Here is a 16426-nt window from a genome sequence, read left to right on the forward strand (position 1 = left end):
TTTATTATTATACTTCTATAAACATATCTTTTTCTTCTCCACAAGCAGGGCAGGTCCATTCTTCTGGTAATTTTTCAAACAGAGTACCTGGAGCTATTTCTCCTTCTGGATCACCTATCCCAGGATCATATTCATAACCGCAGCCATTGCAAACATAGTGTTTCCATGTTGGAACGACCTTCTTTGGAACTGTTCTCTTCATTTTTTTCATTGGAGGAGCCTCCTTCTTTGGCTGTCCATTATCTAATGCCGCTGTTAAAAGTGGAAGTATTTCTTTTAAATCACCAATAATTCCATAATCTGAGTTTTTAAAAATCTTAGCATTCGGATCATTATTTATAGCTACAATTGTTGTTGCATCCTTTATACCCTTTAAATGTTGACCTGCACCCGAAATACCGCAGGCAATGTACAAATTTCCATTAAATTTTTGACCTGACATACCGACATAGCGATTAAGTGGCACATACTTAAGTGTTTCAGCCACAGGACGTGAAGAACCTACAGCTGCACCAGCCTGAACTGCTAAATCTTCTATAAGTTTCATGTTTTCTTTCTCTCCTATGCCTAAACCTGCACTAACCACTCTTTCAGCTTTACTAATAGGAGTATCTATAGGAATTCCTACAGTAAAATCATAACCATCTTTTTTAAGCGCTTCTACCAGTGCAGCTACTTTTTCAGAGGAACTTCCATCCTTAAAAATAACTTTCTTACGATACCCTGTAGCAGGCCCTTGCTTATGGACCCTTCCTCCACTTTCGCTCTTTGGCATTTTACCGATTATGTGAGCAGCAATAACCACACGCTGAATTTCATTAGTTCCTTCGTAAATTGTACAAATCTTCGCATCTCTATAAGCGCGTTCGACTTCCATCCCTTTAAGATAGCCACTTCCACCAAATATTTGCAGAGAATCGTTTACAATTTCAAGACAAACATCTGAAGCATATTGTTTTGCCATAGCAGCTTCTACAGTATATGGTTCATGATTTCCTTTTAATTCTGCTGCACTATAAACAAGTAATCTGGCTGCTCTAAGTTTAGTTGCCATATCAGCTAACTTAAAAGCTATAACCTGCTGCTGACATATTGGCTTACCAAATTGAACTCTTTCCTTTGAATATTCAAGTGCATTTTCATAAGCTCCCTCAGCTATTCCAAGCGCCTGCGCTGCAATACCAATACGTCCACCATCCAAGGTAGACATAGCAATTTTAAAGCCTTCTCCCTCTTTGCCAAGCAAATTTTCTTTAGGTACTTTAACATTGTTAAAAATCAATTCGGCAGTAGCAGAAGATCGAATTCCCATTTTGTCATAATGCTTACCAAAACTAAAACCTTCCCAGCCTTTCTCAACAATGAAAGCACTTATACCGTGAGTGCCAATATCAGGTGTTGTAACAGCGAAAACAACGTAAATATCAGCCTCGCCGCCATTTGTTATAAATATTTTTTCACCATTTAAAATATAGTAATCGCCATCTAAAACAGCTGTTGTTTCTGTAGCGCTAGAATCACTTCCTGCATTTTCTTCTGTAAGTCCAAATGCACCAAGCTTTTCTCCTTTTGCTAGTGGAACTAAGTATTTTTGTTTTTGTTCCTCTGTTCCATAAGCAGCAATTGGATATGTTCCTAGAGATGTATGAGCAGAAAGAATTACACCAGTACCACCATCTACTCTTGATAATTCTTCAACAGCAATTGCATAGCTTATTACATCAAGACCTGCTCCACCATACTCTTTTGAATATGGAAGTCCCATCATTTCCAAATCTTTTAGCTTCTGAACTACTTCTTTTGGAAATTTATTTTCCTGGTCAAGCATAAATGCAATAGGTTTAACTTCTTCCTCAGCAAACTTTCTAATTTTTGCTCTTAAATTTTCGTGCTGCTCTGTAGTTTTAAAAAACATAACCACCCCTCCTCTTATTAACACGGTCTTATGAATATCTTCATATATTAACCATATAATAAAATATATTCCTAAAAAGTATATTCAAACCGTATGATTTTATTATATACCTAATTGGTATAGTTTTCAATATAAATAATAATTAATATTAAAAACTATTCTATATTTATAAAAATTACAAATCAACTTTTTAAGCTGAAGCTTAAAATACTTTAATGCCCAATACAAACCAAAACCTAACACATTATAATAAAATATCCTACTCTTCCACTATTCTCTTTTATTAATTAATGTGTTAATGCAAAAAATAATAATTGCGATATGATTAAAAAGGTTATATAATATAATGATAGTGATTATTATTGTCATTTATGTAGGAAGGTGAATTTATGAGTGAACTTGCTAAAAGATTAAATCAATGTAAAAAACCAACTGGAGAATTAGGTAAAGTTATAGTTGACGACATGAATGAAAGACATTTTGAATTAACCAGTTGGGGACTAAAAAAAGCACATATTAAAGATAACGACATCATATTAGATATAGGCTGCGGCGGAGGCAGAACAGTAAATAGGCTGGCCTCTATAGCAAATGATGGCAAGGTTTTTGGAATAGACTATTCACTAGATTGCGTGAAATGGTCAAAAGATTACAATAAAGACTTTATACAAAATAATAAAGTTGAAATTCTTCATGGAAGCGTAGAAAAACTGCCATTTGAAGATAATAAATTTGATATTGTAACCGCAGTAGAAACTATTTACTTCTGGCCTAATATATCTGAAAGTTTTAAGGAAGTAAGAAGAACACTAAAGCCCCTTGGAAAGTTCATGGCGATATGTGAAATGTATTCCAGTGAAAGATTCAAAAAAAGAAATGATGAACTCGTTTCTATATCAAACATGAATTTATATACTCCTGGCGAACTAGAAGGATTACTAAAAGATGCTGGTTTTAGTAACATAACTATAGATTTGGTTGAAGAAAAAAATTGGTTATGCTGCATATGTGAAAAATAATGCGAAGTAACAATGCTTCGTCACATTAAAAAAATTCTATAAATCTAAGTGGCGATTCTAAGTGAGTGCTTGCTTAAGGTATAGAAGGATAATGGGCAAAGCCCAAACCTCGTGCATGTTTACTCGCTAAAAAAAAGCTCAAACATATTTAAAACTCTAAGTATTTTATGATTTTTGAGGCAAGATTTATTAGAATTTTTTTAAATTGTTCCTTCAGCATTGTTACTTCGCTCCCACAGTGGTGCAAGGAAAAAATCCCTCCGTACCTCCGGAATTTTAGGCTTGAATCTTTGTAAGCAATTAAATTTTTATAATATTATAATATGATTATTAAATTCTATTGATTAACCATGTTTATAGAGAGTTTTTTGTAGAGAAACGGAGAAAAAGTCACCTTGTATTTCCGGGGTAGCGAAGTAACAATATTGAAGAGATGATTTAAATTAAAGCTAATAAATCTTATAAAGAAGAATTTAATTTTTCGTTTAAAAAATCTTTAGCTATTTTTCCATCTTTAATTTCTAAAACTCTATCTGCCTTTTCGGCAATTCTATTATCATGGGTAATTATAACAAAGGTAGTTTTCATTTCTTTATTGATATTTCTTAATAGATTATATATATTTTCCGTTGATTCAGAATCTAAATTGCCAGTAGGCTCATCAGCTAATATAAGTTTAGGATTGTTCATAAGAGCTCTTGCAATTGCTGTCCTCTGCTGCTGGCCGCCAGACATATTGTTTGCAAAATTGTTTTTAACCTGTGCAAGACCAACCAGCTCTAAAAGTTCATTAGCTCTTTTTTTAATTTCTTTTGAAGGCTTTGAATTTCCAATCATATATGGCATTAGAACATTTTCAATGGCGGTAAATTCAGAAAGCAAATAATGAAACTGAAATATAAATCCTATAGTCTTATTTCTAAGTTCCGCCAGTTCATTTTTTCTCATAGTATCTGTTCTTATTCCATCTATATAAATTTCTCCTTGTGTAGGCTTATCCAAGGTTCCCATTATATTTAGCAAAGTGCTTTTACCACTTCCAGATGCTCCTATTATTGAATTAAAAGTTCCCTCTTCAAAAGAAAGATTTATTCCTTTTAAAACTTGAGTTTTTACCAAAGTACCATAAGTTTTAGTTATATTATTTAATCTAACTATACTATGCATTTCTAATCACCTCTATTGGATTTAATTTAGATGAGCGTTTTGCTGGAATCAAAGCAGCTGCAACCGCAGATAATATAGCAATTAGAAAAGATAAAGCTATAAATTTATAATCAATATAAAGTTCAACTAGCGGTGTTCCATCTGGGTTTAGTGCAAATTTGCTAAACATATAGCTTAATCCTAATCCAAAAGTCACTCCTATTACTCCACCTATAATTCCTAGCAATAGCCCTTCAAATAAAAATATATAGCTTGCCTGCCTATTCTTAATTCCCATAGCCTTCAGTATTCCTATTTGCCTTGACTTTTGAATCACAGTTACAACTAAAACACTAGCTATACCTAATACCACAGAAATCATTACAAAAAACTGAATCATTATACTAGAAGCATTCTGTCCACTTAATCCACTTAAAAGAGAAGCATTTTGATCTTTCCAATTATCAACTTTTAAATTTTTGTCAATCTTTTTTGAAATTATTGAAGCTATTTCATCAGCCTTAAATACATCAGAAACCTGCATTTCTATATCTGTAATTTTGTCTCCTGTAGAAAATATATTACTTGCAGTTTTTATATTTGTAATTAGCCAACTTTTATTTATATTAGATGTCTTTAGATCATAAAAACCTACTACCTTTAGCTTTTTTATTTGTCCAGAATTTGTTATGAGCTCTATACTATCATCTAATTTTAAATTAAGTTCTTTCTTTAAATCCTTGCCTACTATAACATCAAAATTATTACTCGGAGCCTTCCCTTCATATATACTACTTTTTAACTTATAAATTCCATCAAACTGCTTAAGATTCATTCCTCTGACTAAAACAGAATAAATTTTATCATCGGATTTTATAAGAGCTGGATTGTCAGAAACTGCAGAAACATTTTTTATTCTATCATCAGACGCTTTAATTTTATTAACTATATCCTCATAGCCACTTATAAGCTTATCAGAAGAATTTGAGCTTACTGTAATTTGAGAAGAACTACCTATTGTTTTATTTACAAGGCTTTTCTGAAGTCCTTGAATTAATGAGCCTATAAATATCTGTACTGATACTCCTACAGCTATTCCCATAGCTATGAGTATTGTTTGTCCTTTTGTTGATTTCAAAAATCTTAGTGCTATTTTAAATGATAATTTCAATTTCATCCCCTCCCTTATAATGTATATTATAAAATAATAGTTATTAATTAGTATATATTACTTATAGTATACTAGGTTTCAAAATAATTCAATATGTTTTACAAAAATATATACAGGAATTTTAAAAATACATAATAACTTATTACTTTTAGTTTTGTACCATTAATTTTATCGTAAAACAAAATTTTATAAAAAGCAAAAATCCCCAAGCACATTTTATGCTTAAGGATTTTATTACAATTATAGATATATCATCTCAACTATTAAAATTCATGTGCACCATAGCACCAAGAAGATAACATTTTGGTACAAATAAATTTCAAGCTTCAAGATGGTTTATCCTTATTTAGTTGTTTTCTGCTGAATCATGCTCTTTACTTCTTCTCCAGTTAATCCACTGGCATTAATAACAGGAATCTCTGTTGAAGTATTGCTAAAACCCATCATGTTTGTATTAAGATCTGATGTTACAATTACATCTAACCCTTTGCACTTACAAACATTGCTTTTAAGATCTGCACCTAAGGTTTCTACTGAATATCCTTCATCTTTTAGATAGCTGGCAATATTGGATAATCCCTCTTCTACACCAATCTTTTTCATATGTTATCACCTCATTTTTATTTTTCCCACTGTCAGGCAGCGATATACATAATTATTTAAACCATAGCAAATGATAAAACTCTCGTCACTATAACTAGTACTTTTAAACATAAATTTACTCGTAGCCTCTTTTTTTATCTGAAGCCTCATCTTTGATTTCTGCTCTAAATTGACCAAGTGCTTCTTCTCTTCTCCTATTTTTTGCCTTTAAGTCATCCCTGTTTTTTTCACCATCCACCTTTTCAATCATTTCATTTGCCTTATGAATATTTTCAATAGTATTATCTATATTTTCTTGAATTCTATCCACATTATCTCTTCTATCATCTGGATTTACTTTCATAAATAAACATCTCCCTTAGTTAAATTATTTTTTTCAATGTTTATTATGTTCAAGAAATATAAGGATTATTCTACTTATAAATTCACTTTAAAATTATAGCTCCTATGCCCGCTGCAACGCCAGGATTAAGGAGCTTTTTCCATTAATAATATTAAAATAAATACTTACCAAACTATATTTTTTATAATCTAATCAGTTGACAATTGTAATCTGTACTTTAGTTTAAGGTTTCAGAACAGTTTGCTTTTAAATAATCAATCAATTCATTATAATTTTTTTCTGCCAGCTGCTCCCTGTTTTTTGACTTTTCTATTTTAGTATTATGTGTATTGATGTTTTTCTCAAAGTCTTCCAGTGTTCTTAAAATAGCATTTTTAAAAAGTGGAATAGCATCAATTATCTTTTTTATTCCATACACATATTCATGGTCACTGATGCTAAAACATTGAAATAGTCCAGAAGTTAATCGCCCATCAGAAAATATGTAAATATATCTATCTTTCATTTCATCAGATAAATCTACTTCAATTTTATGCTTATACAGTCTAAAAATAATGTTACCATTTTTAATAAATATAGGGAATATACTAGAAAAAAGTGCCGTTATCCTGTTATCTTCTCCATCAACAAAATCAGAAATATCATCTTCATTAATTTTTTTTATAATTTCATTGGTAAATATACTGTTTTTTATCTCTTTTCCAAGCTTTAACTTTAGTCTTTGTTCTTTTTCTTCAACTAATAAATTATCAATTGAAGCAAATAACTTATTAAATGTGCGCACGCTTTTTTTAGAATTATTTTTATTATCAGTCACGCTAATACCTCCACAATTATTTACTTAAAAAATGATGAAAATAAATTCCACAATAATGGTGCTATAATTACTGTTATAATTCCTGAAATAGCGATGGTTAGACCGCTCATTGCCCCTTCAGCTTCTCCTATTTCTAAAGCTTTAGCCGTTCCAACAGCATGTGATGCACTGCCCATAGCAATTCCCATGGCAACCTTATCATTTATTTTTAATATTTTATACAAGAATGGCCCAATAATAGAACCAAATATTCCAGTAATTATAATAGCTACAACAGCTATTGATGGTATGCCCCCTAATTGCTTTGCTAGCGCCATTCCTATAGGTGTTGTTATAGATTTAGGTACCAGCGATTTTGTAAGCTCACTTGAAAGACCAAATAACTTCGAAAGTGCAATCACACACACAATTCCAGAAACAGTACCACACAAGATACCTGCTATAATAGGTACTGCATTTTTTTTAAATAAAGAAAACTTCTTATATAACGGTAATGCTAAAGCCACAGTTGCAGGAGCCAAAAAGAAAGAAACCACTTGTCCCCCATTGTTGTAGTCACTATATTCAATATTAAATTTCATCAAAAATAAAATTAAAATTATTATTGCAATAAGTAGTGGATTAAAAATTGATAACCTAAATTTTTGTTTAATTAAAGCACCTATTTCATAGGCAATTATAGATATTAAAACTCCAAATATCGGTGAAGTCACTATTCCCTTCATCTTTAGCACACCTTTCGTAAAAATTTAACAACATAAGCAGTTACGACCCAAACAACAATAGTAGAAATGAAAATGATAACAGAAAATGCAATAACCTTACCTTTAAGCATATTAAAAGATGTCATTAATCCAACGCCAGCCGGAACAAATAGAAATGACATAAATGATATTAAGATTTCACATATATCCTCTATCATTTCAATTTTTATTATTTTAAAATATAGAGCTAAAAAAAGTAATATTAATCCGATAACCGTACCTGGTATAGGTAATTTAAAGACTAGCTCTAAAATTACTCCTAAAAAATATGCCCCTAAAATAATCATTAGTTGCTTTAAATACTTCAAAAAATCACCTCTTTTATAAATTTAATCATTGGTATATTGATCTGACCCTGCATACTGATATAATACATGTTTCTTATTAGTTCACTTAATATATTCTTTATAGGCTCAGATCTAATCCCATAATTCTGATTACCATTTATACCTGCAAAATTAATCGTTAGAATTGGTTGTGCACCAGAGTTGTATAGTAAGTAAGAAGGAGGAATTTATTTAGTACTCAATATTACTTCCTATTTATACATATAATCTCTAGTCCACTCTAGATTGTTATTTACGCCTTTATTAAAGAGAAATTGATGAATAGTTATATTACCACAGTTAAAAGATGCTGCACAAGAATTTAAATATAACCTCCACATTCTTATAAAAGTCTCATCCTTAGTTTTTCTTATTTCTGGTAGTGCATTTTCAAAATTTTCTGCCCAGTGCTCTAAAGTTCTTCCATAATGGAGTCTTAAATTTTCCACATCGATTATATTAAAGCTTTTTTCTGCCATACAACTAATGAGTTCTGCGATTGCTGGAACATACCCCCCTGGGAAAATATATTTATTTATCCACGTATTAGTTCCTCCAGTTTTTACACCAGTTATACAGTGAAGTAAAGATACGCCCTTGTCATTTAATAATTTATCTAAAGCGTCAAAATACTCTTTAAGATGATCCTTCCCTACATGTTCAAGCATACCAACACTTACTATCTTATCAAATTTCACATTCCTTAATTCTCTATAATCCGCAAGTCTAACTTCAACCAAATCCTCTAAGCCTTCATTTTTTATTCTTTCTTTAACTTTATTTAACTGTTCAGAGCTTAAGGTTATACCCATTGCCTTAACCTTATACTGTTTTGCTGCCGAAATAATAAGTTCACCCCAACCACAGCCTATATCAAGTAAAGTTTCTCCTTCCTTCAAATCTAGCTTTTTTAGAATATGCTGAACTTTATTTTTTTGTGCCGCAGTTAAAGAATCATCTTTAGATTTAAAGTAACCACAGGAATATGTCATAGTATCATCTAACCACAACTTATAAAAATCATTTCCTATATCATAATGAAACTCAATATTTTCCCTACTATTTTTTATGTTATTAGTAGCCATTTTTAGTAATCCTGCATATTTATCACCATTACGCAAAAAACTTTCTTGATTGTTGTATAAAGATTCTATAACCTTTTGAACACTTCCTTCAATATGTATTTTCTTAGTCATATAGGCTTCTCCAAAGGTTAAAGAAGGATCCTTAATAATATCAGATTTAGGAATAGGTTCATTAAATATTATTTTAAATTTAACTTCTCCCTTCCCGTAAACTTCTGAACTTCCATCCCACAGCTTTAATTCAAAAGTATCTGAAAATAAATTTTTAAACAATGTTTTATAAAATATCTTGTCAATAATCATGACTGTCATCTCCCTATTAAAATCTCACAATACTGGTTTGCTGGTCTGACCGCTAAGTGATAGCATATCATATATTTTCTATCAATTCAACTAATCCATTATCAATTATGACCATTTTTGCTATAATTCTATCGTTTACTTAATTATTTACTCTTATATAATTCCTAATGCTTAATAATTAATATAAGGTTGTATTTAATTAAGCTAAAAATATTACTTATATTAAACACAACCTCATAAAATGAGAACTACTACTATTTTTTCAACCTATACATTATTTTATAATTTTCTTATAAGTTTTTCCCACAACATTTCTTATATTTTTTTCCGCTGCCACATGGACAAGGATCATTTCTACCAATTTTAATTTCTTCCCTTACAAAAGGTTTTTGCACTTCAATGTCATCATATCCATATTCGTCATCATCTTCAAATTGAAAACCGTCATAAAAGTCACTTTGACTGTTTATATAAAAATCATTAACTTTATCTAATATATAGCTATACTTATCATACTTCTCTTCATATTCTTTTCTTAGTTTTTTCCTACTGTCAGCATTTCTAACTTTAGTAAAAAAATCCAATTTAATTTCATATAAATTAGGGTATTCTTTTTCTAGTCTTTTAATAGAAGCTTTATATTTTGAAAAATACTCCATTACTTCATATTCATAGGCATATTCTATTGCTTCTTTATCTTTTCCAGCAAATTCATTATCAGCAATAACAGCCATAGAAATAACAGCTTTTATTCCCTCTTCTATATTGTTGTCATTGTCCAATTTATTTAAATCTTCTTCGTATTCGCTTATCACTTCTATTTCATTTTTAATTTTGGAAATTTTCTTGTTTTCTGGTAAAATTTCAGCAGCTTTTTCTACTATATTATGAGCCTCTATATCTTCATCCATATTAAATAAATATGAAGCTATCTGTGTCAAACTACGGGCAATACTAGCTTTCATGTCTTCATTATCTTTAGCTAATTTATCTAATATATCTAAATAATCTTTAACTTTATCCTTCATATCAAAGTTTATATGAAGCATTATTAAAGATAAGTATATTGATAGGCTGTCACTCGGATCTTTAAATATTTGCAGTGCAGTATCCAAAGTTTCCTTTGCCCCCAAGTAATCCTTAGTTCCTATGTAAACCTTACTTAAGTCAAACCATAACGCAATATTATTTTTATCAAGTTCTATGGCTTTTTTATATTCTTTTATAGCTTTTTTGTTCCAGCCTCTCAAAGAATATGCATGTGCAAGCCCCCGTGGGAAAGCAAAATTTTGAGGGATTTCTTCACAAAGTTCTTCATAAAGCTTAATTGCTTTTCCGCTGTTATTATTTTTTAAGTACGTCTCTGCAAGTAATGCTTTAAATATATAAAGCTTATAATCATGTTTAAGAATGTCTTCAAGTTTTCTTATTGCAGAGGAGAATTTTTCTTCTTCAATAAACTCAACTGCAGCACAATAGCTATTTTTTATAAAGTCTGGCAAACTATCTATGCTATCATACTGACTGCGTGTCCCTTCATCGCCCAAATTCTCGTATGCTTCTCTAATATCCATAAACTTTTTCTCATACTTATCACGAGGATATTTTCTAATCATTTGGAAATACGCTTTTTTTATCTCACTTTGAGAAACATCGGAATTTACTTCTAATATTTCATAATAATTTTTCACAACATCACCTATTATTTATATTTTTTAACAATTCCTCTAAGTCCTAAAAGCTATAATAATCCCTATAAGATAAACCCATCAAAGAGTATACCACATAAACCTTTATTTTTACAGTTCCAAATAATTCTTTGTATTTTTATGAGCCGGTTGGGCAAATTACTTTTATAAAAACAAATTGTCTGGAGTGATGCTACCATGCCTAAGAATATAAATTTAGATAGAAGATTAACAAAATCTCCAAAAGAACCCGATGAAGAGATGCGCGAATTAAATACCATGCTCGCTTATGGTTCTATAAATTTAGGATTAAACAGTGTACCAGAAGAAAACGCATCAGAGAAAAGGGTTAGGGAAGATTTAAAAAAATAAGGAAATTGCAGCACCAAATTAATTTTATCTAGCAAATTGTGCATTATAAAGCTGCTCATAATCCCCTCCCTTTGCTAATAGTTCTTCATGAGTTCCCTGTTCCACAATGTTTCCATTACTCATTACTAAAATCAAATCTGCATTTTTAATTGTAGATAATCTATGAGCAATCACAAAAGAAGTTCTTCCCTTCATAATATTTTTCATAGCATTCTGAAGCTTTTGTTCAAGCCTTGTATCTACGGAGCTTGTAGCTTCATCTAAAATAAGAATAGGTGGATCACAAAGAACAGAACGAGCTATTGTTAAAAGCTGCTTTTCTCCCTCCGAAATGTTGCTTGCTTCTTCGTTCAATATCATATTGTAGCCACCAGGAAGCGTAGTAATAAAATGGTGAACATTTGCCACCTTTGCCGCCTGAATAATTTCTTCTTCACTGGCATTTTCTTTTCCATAGGCTATATTTTCTTTAATAGTGCCATTAAAAAGCCAGGTATCCTGAAGAACCATTCCAAATTTTGCTCTAAGGTCATCTCTTTTCATTTTTTTAATATCTACACCATCTATTTTAATGCAGCCGCCAGTAACATCATAAAATCTCATAAGCAAATTAATTAATGTAGTTTTTCCAACACCAGTAGGTCCAACTATTGCAACCATCTGTCCACTTTTTACTTTAAAATTCAAATCATGAATTAAAGCTTTATCCTTTGTATAAGAAAATTCTACATTTTCAAAGGATACATTTCCACAAATATTCTTTTGCTCTTTTACTACTTCCAATCCTTCTATTTCTTCTTCCTCATTTAAAAACGAAAATACTCTATGCACTGCTGCTATAGACGATTGAATAGCTCCAGCCAATTGTGTTATTTGAGACATCGGCTGATTTACCTGCCAGATGTAACGAACAAACGCCTGAAGCTGTCCTACCGTAATTACTCCAGCAATTGCATAAAACGCACCCCAGATAACTACAATACCAATTCCAATATAGGTTACAAAGGCAACCAGGGGATTCATTAGACCACTTATAAATTGAGCTTTAAATCCACTTTCACACAGTTCTCCATTAGCATTTGTAAATTCCTTTATTGCAGCTTCCTGTTTTCCAAACAATTTAATTTCATTAAACCCTGTAAATTTTTCCTCTACAATACCATTTAATCTACCAAGTGCATCCTGCTGCTTTTGAAACAACGGTTGCGACCTTTTTGTAATTACTTTAGATATAATAAGGGAAACTGCTATAATGACTAATGAAATTACAGCCATACGACTTTGAATCTTAAACATCATAAATATTGCAAGACTGAGGCCTAAAGCAGCATTTAAAATTTGAGCAAAGCTCTGCTGAAGCGCATTTGAAATAGTATCCACATCATTAGCCGCACGGCTCAAAATATCTCCAAGTGAATTCTTATCAAAGTATGAAATTGGAAGCCTTGAGATTTTTCCATGTACTTCCTTTCTCAAATCCACCATAGCACCCTGTATGGCATCTGTAAGCAAAAATTGATAAGCACAATTGCTTAAAGCCCCCCCTGCATATATGAAGATTAAAGTTATTATAATTTGATTTATTTTTGTAAAATTAACCGTCCTCTTTGCTGTAACATCAGAAAATAGCTGCGTTGTTATCATACCTTCAAAGGTAGGGCTTAATGCTACAAAAAAGGCAGATACAATAATTAATAATACTGCTATAATAATTTTCATTTTATATTTTTCAAGATATGGTATTAAACATTTTATACCGTTACCCTTCTTTTTCATTATTCAAGCTCCTCCTTTGACATCTGACTAGCTGCTATTTCATAATAAATATCACAGCTTTTTAAGAGTTCATTATGAGTTCCAATGCCAACTACATTTCCTTCGTTTAATACAATAATTTTATCAGCATTCATAATTGAAGATACCCTCTGAGCTACAATTAAAGTTATAGAATCACAAATTTCACTTTTTAGACTCCTTCGAAGTTTTGCATCCGTTTTGAAATCCAAAGCAGAAAATGAATCGTCAAATATATAGATATCCGGCTTTCTTATAATTGCCCTTGCAATACTCAGCCTTTGTTTTTGTCCTCCAGATAAGTTTCTTCCGCCTTCTTCTAACTTTTCCTCAAATTTATCCTTTTTATCTGTTATAAATTCATAAGCCTCTGCAATTTTGCTGCTGTGCTCTACTTCTGGCTGCACGGCATCATGCTTTCCATAACGTACATTTTCACTTATACTCCCAGAAAACAGCACAGCTTTTTGTGGAATAAAGCCAATTTTTTTGCGAAGAGATGCTAAATCATATTCTCTAACATCTACTCCATCTATTTTAATGCTTCCTTCGCTGATATCATACATTCTAGGTATTAGGTTAATTAACGTACTTTTACCACTCCCCGTACTTCCAATGAAAGCAACTACATCACCTTTCTTAGCCTTAAAGCTTATGTCATTTAATACAGGCACTTCGCCATCTGGATACTTGAAGGTAACATGATTAAATTCTAAAGTTCCACTTCCATCTCCACTCATAACTGCATTTTTCGAATTTTTAATGCTTGGCTCTTCATTTAATATTTCTTCAATACGCTTAGCACTTGTTTCTGCACGAGGATACATTACAAATACAATTGAAAATAGCATAATAGAAAACATAGCATGAAACATGTATTCCTGAAAAGCCACTAACTTTCCAACCTGCAGCGTTCCATTATTTATCATTTTACTGGATAAAATAAATACAATTATAACTGCAATATTTAAAAGCATAAAAAATGCCGGCTGAGAAACAGACATAAGCTTAAATAGCTTTTTTGCATTACAGGCATATTCTTCATTTGCTTTAGAAAATCTTTTAGCTTCGTACTTATCCTTTCGAAATGCACGTATAACTCTAACTCCAGTTAAATTTTCTCTTAAAATTCTATTTAGCCTATCCATACCTTTCTGCTGTCTGGCACTTATTGGGTCACTGGTTCTAGCAATTAAGTATACTCCAAAGCAAATAACCGGAATACATCCTCCAATGATCATTGATAAGGTTAAGCTTGTATTTATTACCATAAACATACTGATTAAAATCATAATTGGTGTCAATAATGCCGTCCTAAATATTACATTAATAAACTGCATCAAGATAAAAGCATCATTAGTGGTTCTAGTTATCATACTCGATACACCAAACTTATTGTACTCGGTATGCGAAAATTCCTGAGCCTTTTTAAATATATCATTTCTTATATCCCTTGTAATTGACGTGCTTACCTTTGAACTGCAATATGCTAATACAATGTTTCCAATGCCACCAATAACAGCTACTATCAAAATAAGAACGCCCAGCTTATAAATATAATTTTTATTATTAAGTGCAATGCCCTTGTCTATCATATTAGAAACAATAGTAGGAATTCCAAGCTCTGCTGCTGCAAACCCAAACACTCCTAAAATGTTTAAAAGCACATATAGTTTATACTTCTTTAAATAGCGTAAAATTAATCTCATATCCAACCTCTCTTTTGTTATAGATAAACAACGTGAAACTTGAAAGCTTGAAATTCCAAGTTTATTCTAGAAAACTAGGATTTGACTTAGAATACAGAGTACAATTGACAGAGGACAGTGAAGGACGATTTTTTTCCGCTATCGCTTTGAAAAATCTTAAACTTAATGCTCGGGCATGACTTAAAGTATAATATTCAGCGCATCTGATACTAATAAGTTCTAAGATTTACATGAGAGAAATGAAATGTAAATCATCCTTAACTGTCAATTGTCCTCTGTCCATTGTCAACTGATTAAAGTGTCCAAAATATTACTTGTAAAGTTTTAACATTAGCTATTTTAAGCTTTCAGCTTGTTTATCTATAGATACTTGCTTTAACCGCCGGCATGTACTATCATAAACTATAATGTTACCTTATAGTCAAGGGGAGATGATAAAATGCATGAGAAATATTTCACTACAGGAGAATTTGCTAAAATGTGTAATGTTGAAAAACATGTTTTGTTTCACTATGACAGCATTAACCTATTTAAACCTGCAATAACAAAAGAAAACGGTTACCGCTATTATTCATACGATCAGTATTTTACATTTTACGTAATAATAAATTTAAAAATGCTAGGAATGTCTTTAAATGATATAAAAATATATCTTGAAAATCGAAATCCATCTCTACTTTTAAAGCTACTGGAAGAAAAAAGTGTTGAAGTAGCTGAAAAAATCAAATGGTTTCAAGATCTACAAAAGACCATTGAAACCATGAAGCGTTCTACAACAGAAGCTTTAAATAGTGATGATACTATATGTCTAAAAGCTCTTCCTAAAGAAATTATTTTGAGATCAGATAATATAGAAAATACTTCTGGCAAGAGTTTTGCTAGCTTTATGCAGGAATATACCAAATTTTCTAAAAGCTTAGGAATCACAATTCAAGAATCCATAGGCAGTATTCTATCGGTAAAAAATCTGCAAAATAAAAAATTTTTTACGCTATCTTACTTATACATAAGATCAAATTCTTTTATCAAAGGCAAAACTGTAATCCGTAAGCCCGGAGTATACTTATGTGGATATTTTAAAGGAAGATATGAAGATACCTATGAAATATATACCAAGATGTTAAATTATGCAGACAAAAATAACATAACTTTAGGTGAGTATTCTTTTGAGGAATATCTTGTTTCTGATATTGCTGAGAAAGAACTAAATAACTATATCACGAAAATTATGATAGAAACTTGTGAAAATAAAGCAATCTGTAGATAGGCAACTTGAAACTTTAAAATTTTAGCTTCTAAATTGATCCTAAAAAATCAATATTGAACTTAGAGTACAGAGGACAGTGAAGGTTGACGCCAATTTTTAAAAAT

General features: G+C 31.1%; 15 protein-coding genes. 3 read left to right on the forward strand and 12 right to left on the reverse strand.

What is annotated here, in order from left to right:
• Positions 1–7: 7 nt before the first annotated feature.
• Complete coding sequence (locus ACJDT4_RS15890) at positions 8–1915, reverse strand: acyl-CoA dehydrogenase family protein (protein WP_406788559.1); 1908 nt, start codon at positions 1913–1915, stop codon at positions 8–10.
• Between the two features lie 389 nt (positions 1916–2304).
• Here ACJDT4_RS15890 and ACJDT4_RS15895 point away from each other — a divergent pair, with 389 nt between their 5' ends.
• Positions 2305–2934, forward strand: a complete 630-nt coding sequence (locus ACJDT4_RS15895) for a class I SAM-dependent methyltransferase (RefSeq protein WP_406788560.1) — start codon at positions 2305–2307, stop codon at positions 2932–2934.
• A 459-nt stretch (positions 2935–3393) separates the two neighbouring features.
• Here the strand turns inward: ACJDT4_RS15895 and ACJDT4_RS15900 are convergent, their stop codons facing one another.
• The 9 genes from ACJDT4_RS15900 to ACJDT4_RS15940 form a co-directional block, all read right to left on the reverse strand.
• Complete coding sequence (locus ACJDT4_RS15900) at positions 3394–4101, reverse strand: ABC transporter ATP-binding protein (protein WP_406788561.1); 708 nt, start codon at positions 4099–4101, stop codon at positions 3394–3396.
• Positions 4094–5251: an ABC transporter permease gene (locus ACJDT4_RS15905; protein WP_406788562.1), complete on the reverse strand. Its 1158-nt coding sequence runs from the start codon at positions 5249–5251 to the stop codon at positions 4094–4096. The genes ACJDT4_RS15900 and ACJDT4_RS15905 overlap by 8 nt, the downstream gene beginning before the upstream one ends.
• Before the next feature lie 342 nt (positions 5252–5593).
• The gene (locus ACJDT4_RS15910) at positions 5594–5854 is read right to left on the reverse strand and encodes a YkuS family protein (protein ID WP_406788563.1); all 261 of its coding nucleotides are present in this window, start codon (positions 5852–5854) and stop codon (positions 5594–5596) included.
• Between the two features lie 115 nt (positions 5855–5969).
• Complete coding sequence (tlp, locus tag ACJDT4_RS15915; protein ID WP_406788564.1) at positions 5970–6197, reverse strand: small acid-soluble spore protein Tlp; 228 nt, start codon at positions 6195–6197, stop codon at positions 5970–5972.
• A 217-nt stretch (positions 6198–6414) separates the two neighbouring features.
• The gene (locus ACJDT4_RS15920) at positions 6415–7014 is read right to left on the reverse strand and encodes a hypothetical protein (protein ID WP_406788565.1); all 600 of its coding nucleotides are present in this window, start codon (positions 7012–7014) and stop codon (positions 6415–6417) included.
• A 20-nt stretch (positions 7015–7034) separates the two neighbouring features.
• Positions 7035–7739, reverse strand: a complete 705-nt coding sequence (locus ACJDT4_RS15925; protein WP_406788566.1) for an LrgB family protein — start codon at positions 7737–7739, stop codon at positions 7035–7037.
• Between the two features lie 2 nt (positions 7740–7741).
• Positions 7742–8086 carry a CidA/LrgA family protein gene (locus ACJDT4_RS15930; protein ID WP_406788567.1) on the reverse strand — a complete coding sequence of 115 codons (345 nt, stop codon included), beginning with the start codon at positions 8084–8086 and terminating at the stop codon, positions 7742–7744.
• Positions 8087–8316: 230 nt separating this feature from the next.
• Positions 8317–9492, reverse strand: coding sequence for a class I SAM-dependent methyltransferase (locus ACJDT4_RS15935; RefSeq protein WP_406788568.1), 1176 nt, complete (start codon positions 9490–9492; stop codon positions 8317–8319).
• A gap of 290 nt (positions 9493–9782) precedes the next feature.
• The gene (locus tag ACJDT4_RS15940) at positions 9783–11183 is read right to left on the reverse strand and encodes a tetratricopeptide repeat protein (protein ID WP_406788569.1); all 1401 of its coding nucleotides are present in this window, start codon (positions 11181–11183) and stop codon (positions 9783–9785) included.
• Positions 11184–11378: 195 nt separating this feature from the next.
• Here ACJDT4_RS15940 and ACJDT4_RS15945 point away from each other — a divergent pair, with 195 nt between their 5' ends.
• On the forward strand, positions 11379–11552 hold the full coding sequence (locus ACJDT4_RS15945; protein WP_406788570.1) for a hypothetical protein: 174 nt from the start codon (positions 11379–11381) through the stop codon (positions 11550–11552).
• A 24-nt stretch (positions 11553–11576) separates the two neighbouring features.
• On the opposite strand, the gene ACJDT4_RS15950 is transcribed toward ACJDT4_RS15945, so the two are convergent.
• Both ACJDT4_RS15950 and ACJDT4_RS15955 read right to left on the reverse strand, forming a co-directional pair.
• The gene (locus ACJDT4_RS15950) at positions 11577–13328 is read right to left on the reverse strand and encodes an ABC transporter ATP-binding protein (RefSeq protein WP_406788571.1); all 1752 of its coding nucleotides are present in this window, start codon (positions 13326–13328) and stop codon (positions 11577–11579) included.
• Positions 13328–15055: an ABC transporter ATP-binding protein gene (locus ACJDT4_RS15955; RefSeq protein ID WP_406788572.1), complete on the reverse strand. Its 1728-nt coding sequence runs from the start codon at positions 15053–15055 to the stop codon at positions 13328–13330. Before ACJDT4_RS15955 ends, ACJDT4_RS15950 begins: the two co-directional genes overlap by 1 nt.
• Positions 15056–15494: 439 nt before the next feature.
• Here ACJDT4_RS15955 and ACJDT4_RS15960 point away from each other — a divergent pair, with 439 nt between their 5' ends.
• Positions 15495–16322, forward strand: a complete 828-nt coding sequence (locus ACJDT4_RS15960; RefSeq protein WP_406788573.1) for a MerR family transcriptional regulator — start codon at positions 15495–15497, stop codon at positions 16320–16322.
• The last annotated feature ends 104 nt before the right edge of the window (positions 16323–16426 follow it).

It is taken from the genome of Clostridium neuense, from assembly GCF_045310695.1.
GTDB lineage: Bacteria > Bacillota > Clostridia > Clostridiales > Clostridiaceae > Clostridium_S > Clostridium_S neuense.

Bases quoted from the DNA above. Each gene is read 5' to 3' on its own strand.
- ACJDT4_RS15890 (WP_406788559.1), bottom strand. From the start codon at position 1,915: ATGTTTTTTAAAACTACAGAGCAGCACGAAAATTTAAGAGCAAAAATT.
- ACJDT4_RS15910 (WP_406788563.1), bottom strand. From the start codon at position 5,854: ATGAAAAAGATTGGTGTAGAAGAGGGATTATCCAATATTGCCAGCTAT.
- ACJDT4_RS15945 (WP_406788570.1), top strand. From the start codon at position 11,379: ATGCCTAAGAATATAAATTTAGATAGAAGATTAACAAAATCTCCAAAA.
- ACJDT4_RS15925 (WP_406788566.1), bottom strand. From the start codon at position 7,739: ATGAAGGGAATAGTGACTTCACCGATATTTGGAGTTTTAATATCTATA.
- ACJDT4_RS15935 (WP_406788568.1), bottom strand. From the start codon at position 9,492: ATGATTATTGACAAGATATTTTATAAAACATTGTTTAAAAATTTATTT.
- ACJDT4_RS15895 (WP_406788560.1), top strand. From the start codon at position 2,305: ATGAGTGAACTTGCTAAAAGATTAAATCAATGTAAAAAACCAACTGGA.
- ACJDT4_RS15900 (WP_406788561.1), bottom strand. From the start codon at position 4,101: ATGCATAGTATAGTTAGATTAAATAATATAACTAAAACTTATGGTACT.
- tlp (WP_406788564.1), bottom strand. From the start codon at position 6,197: ATGAAAGTAAATCCAGATGATAGAAGAGATAATGTGGATAGAATTCAA.
- ACJDT4_RS15960 (WP_406788573.1), top strand. From the start codon at position 15,495: ATGCATGAGAAATATTTCACTACAGGAGAATTTGCTAAAATGTGTAAT.
- ACJDT4_RS15950 (WP_406788571.1), bottom strand. From the start codon at position 13,328: ATGAAAAAGAAGGGTAACGGTATAAAATGTTTAATACCATATCTTGAA.
- ACJDT4_RS15955 (WP_406788572.1), bottom strand. From the start codon at position 15,055: ATGAGATTAATTTTACGCTATTTAAAGAAGTATAAACTATATGTGCTT.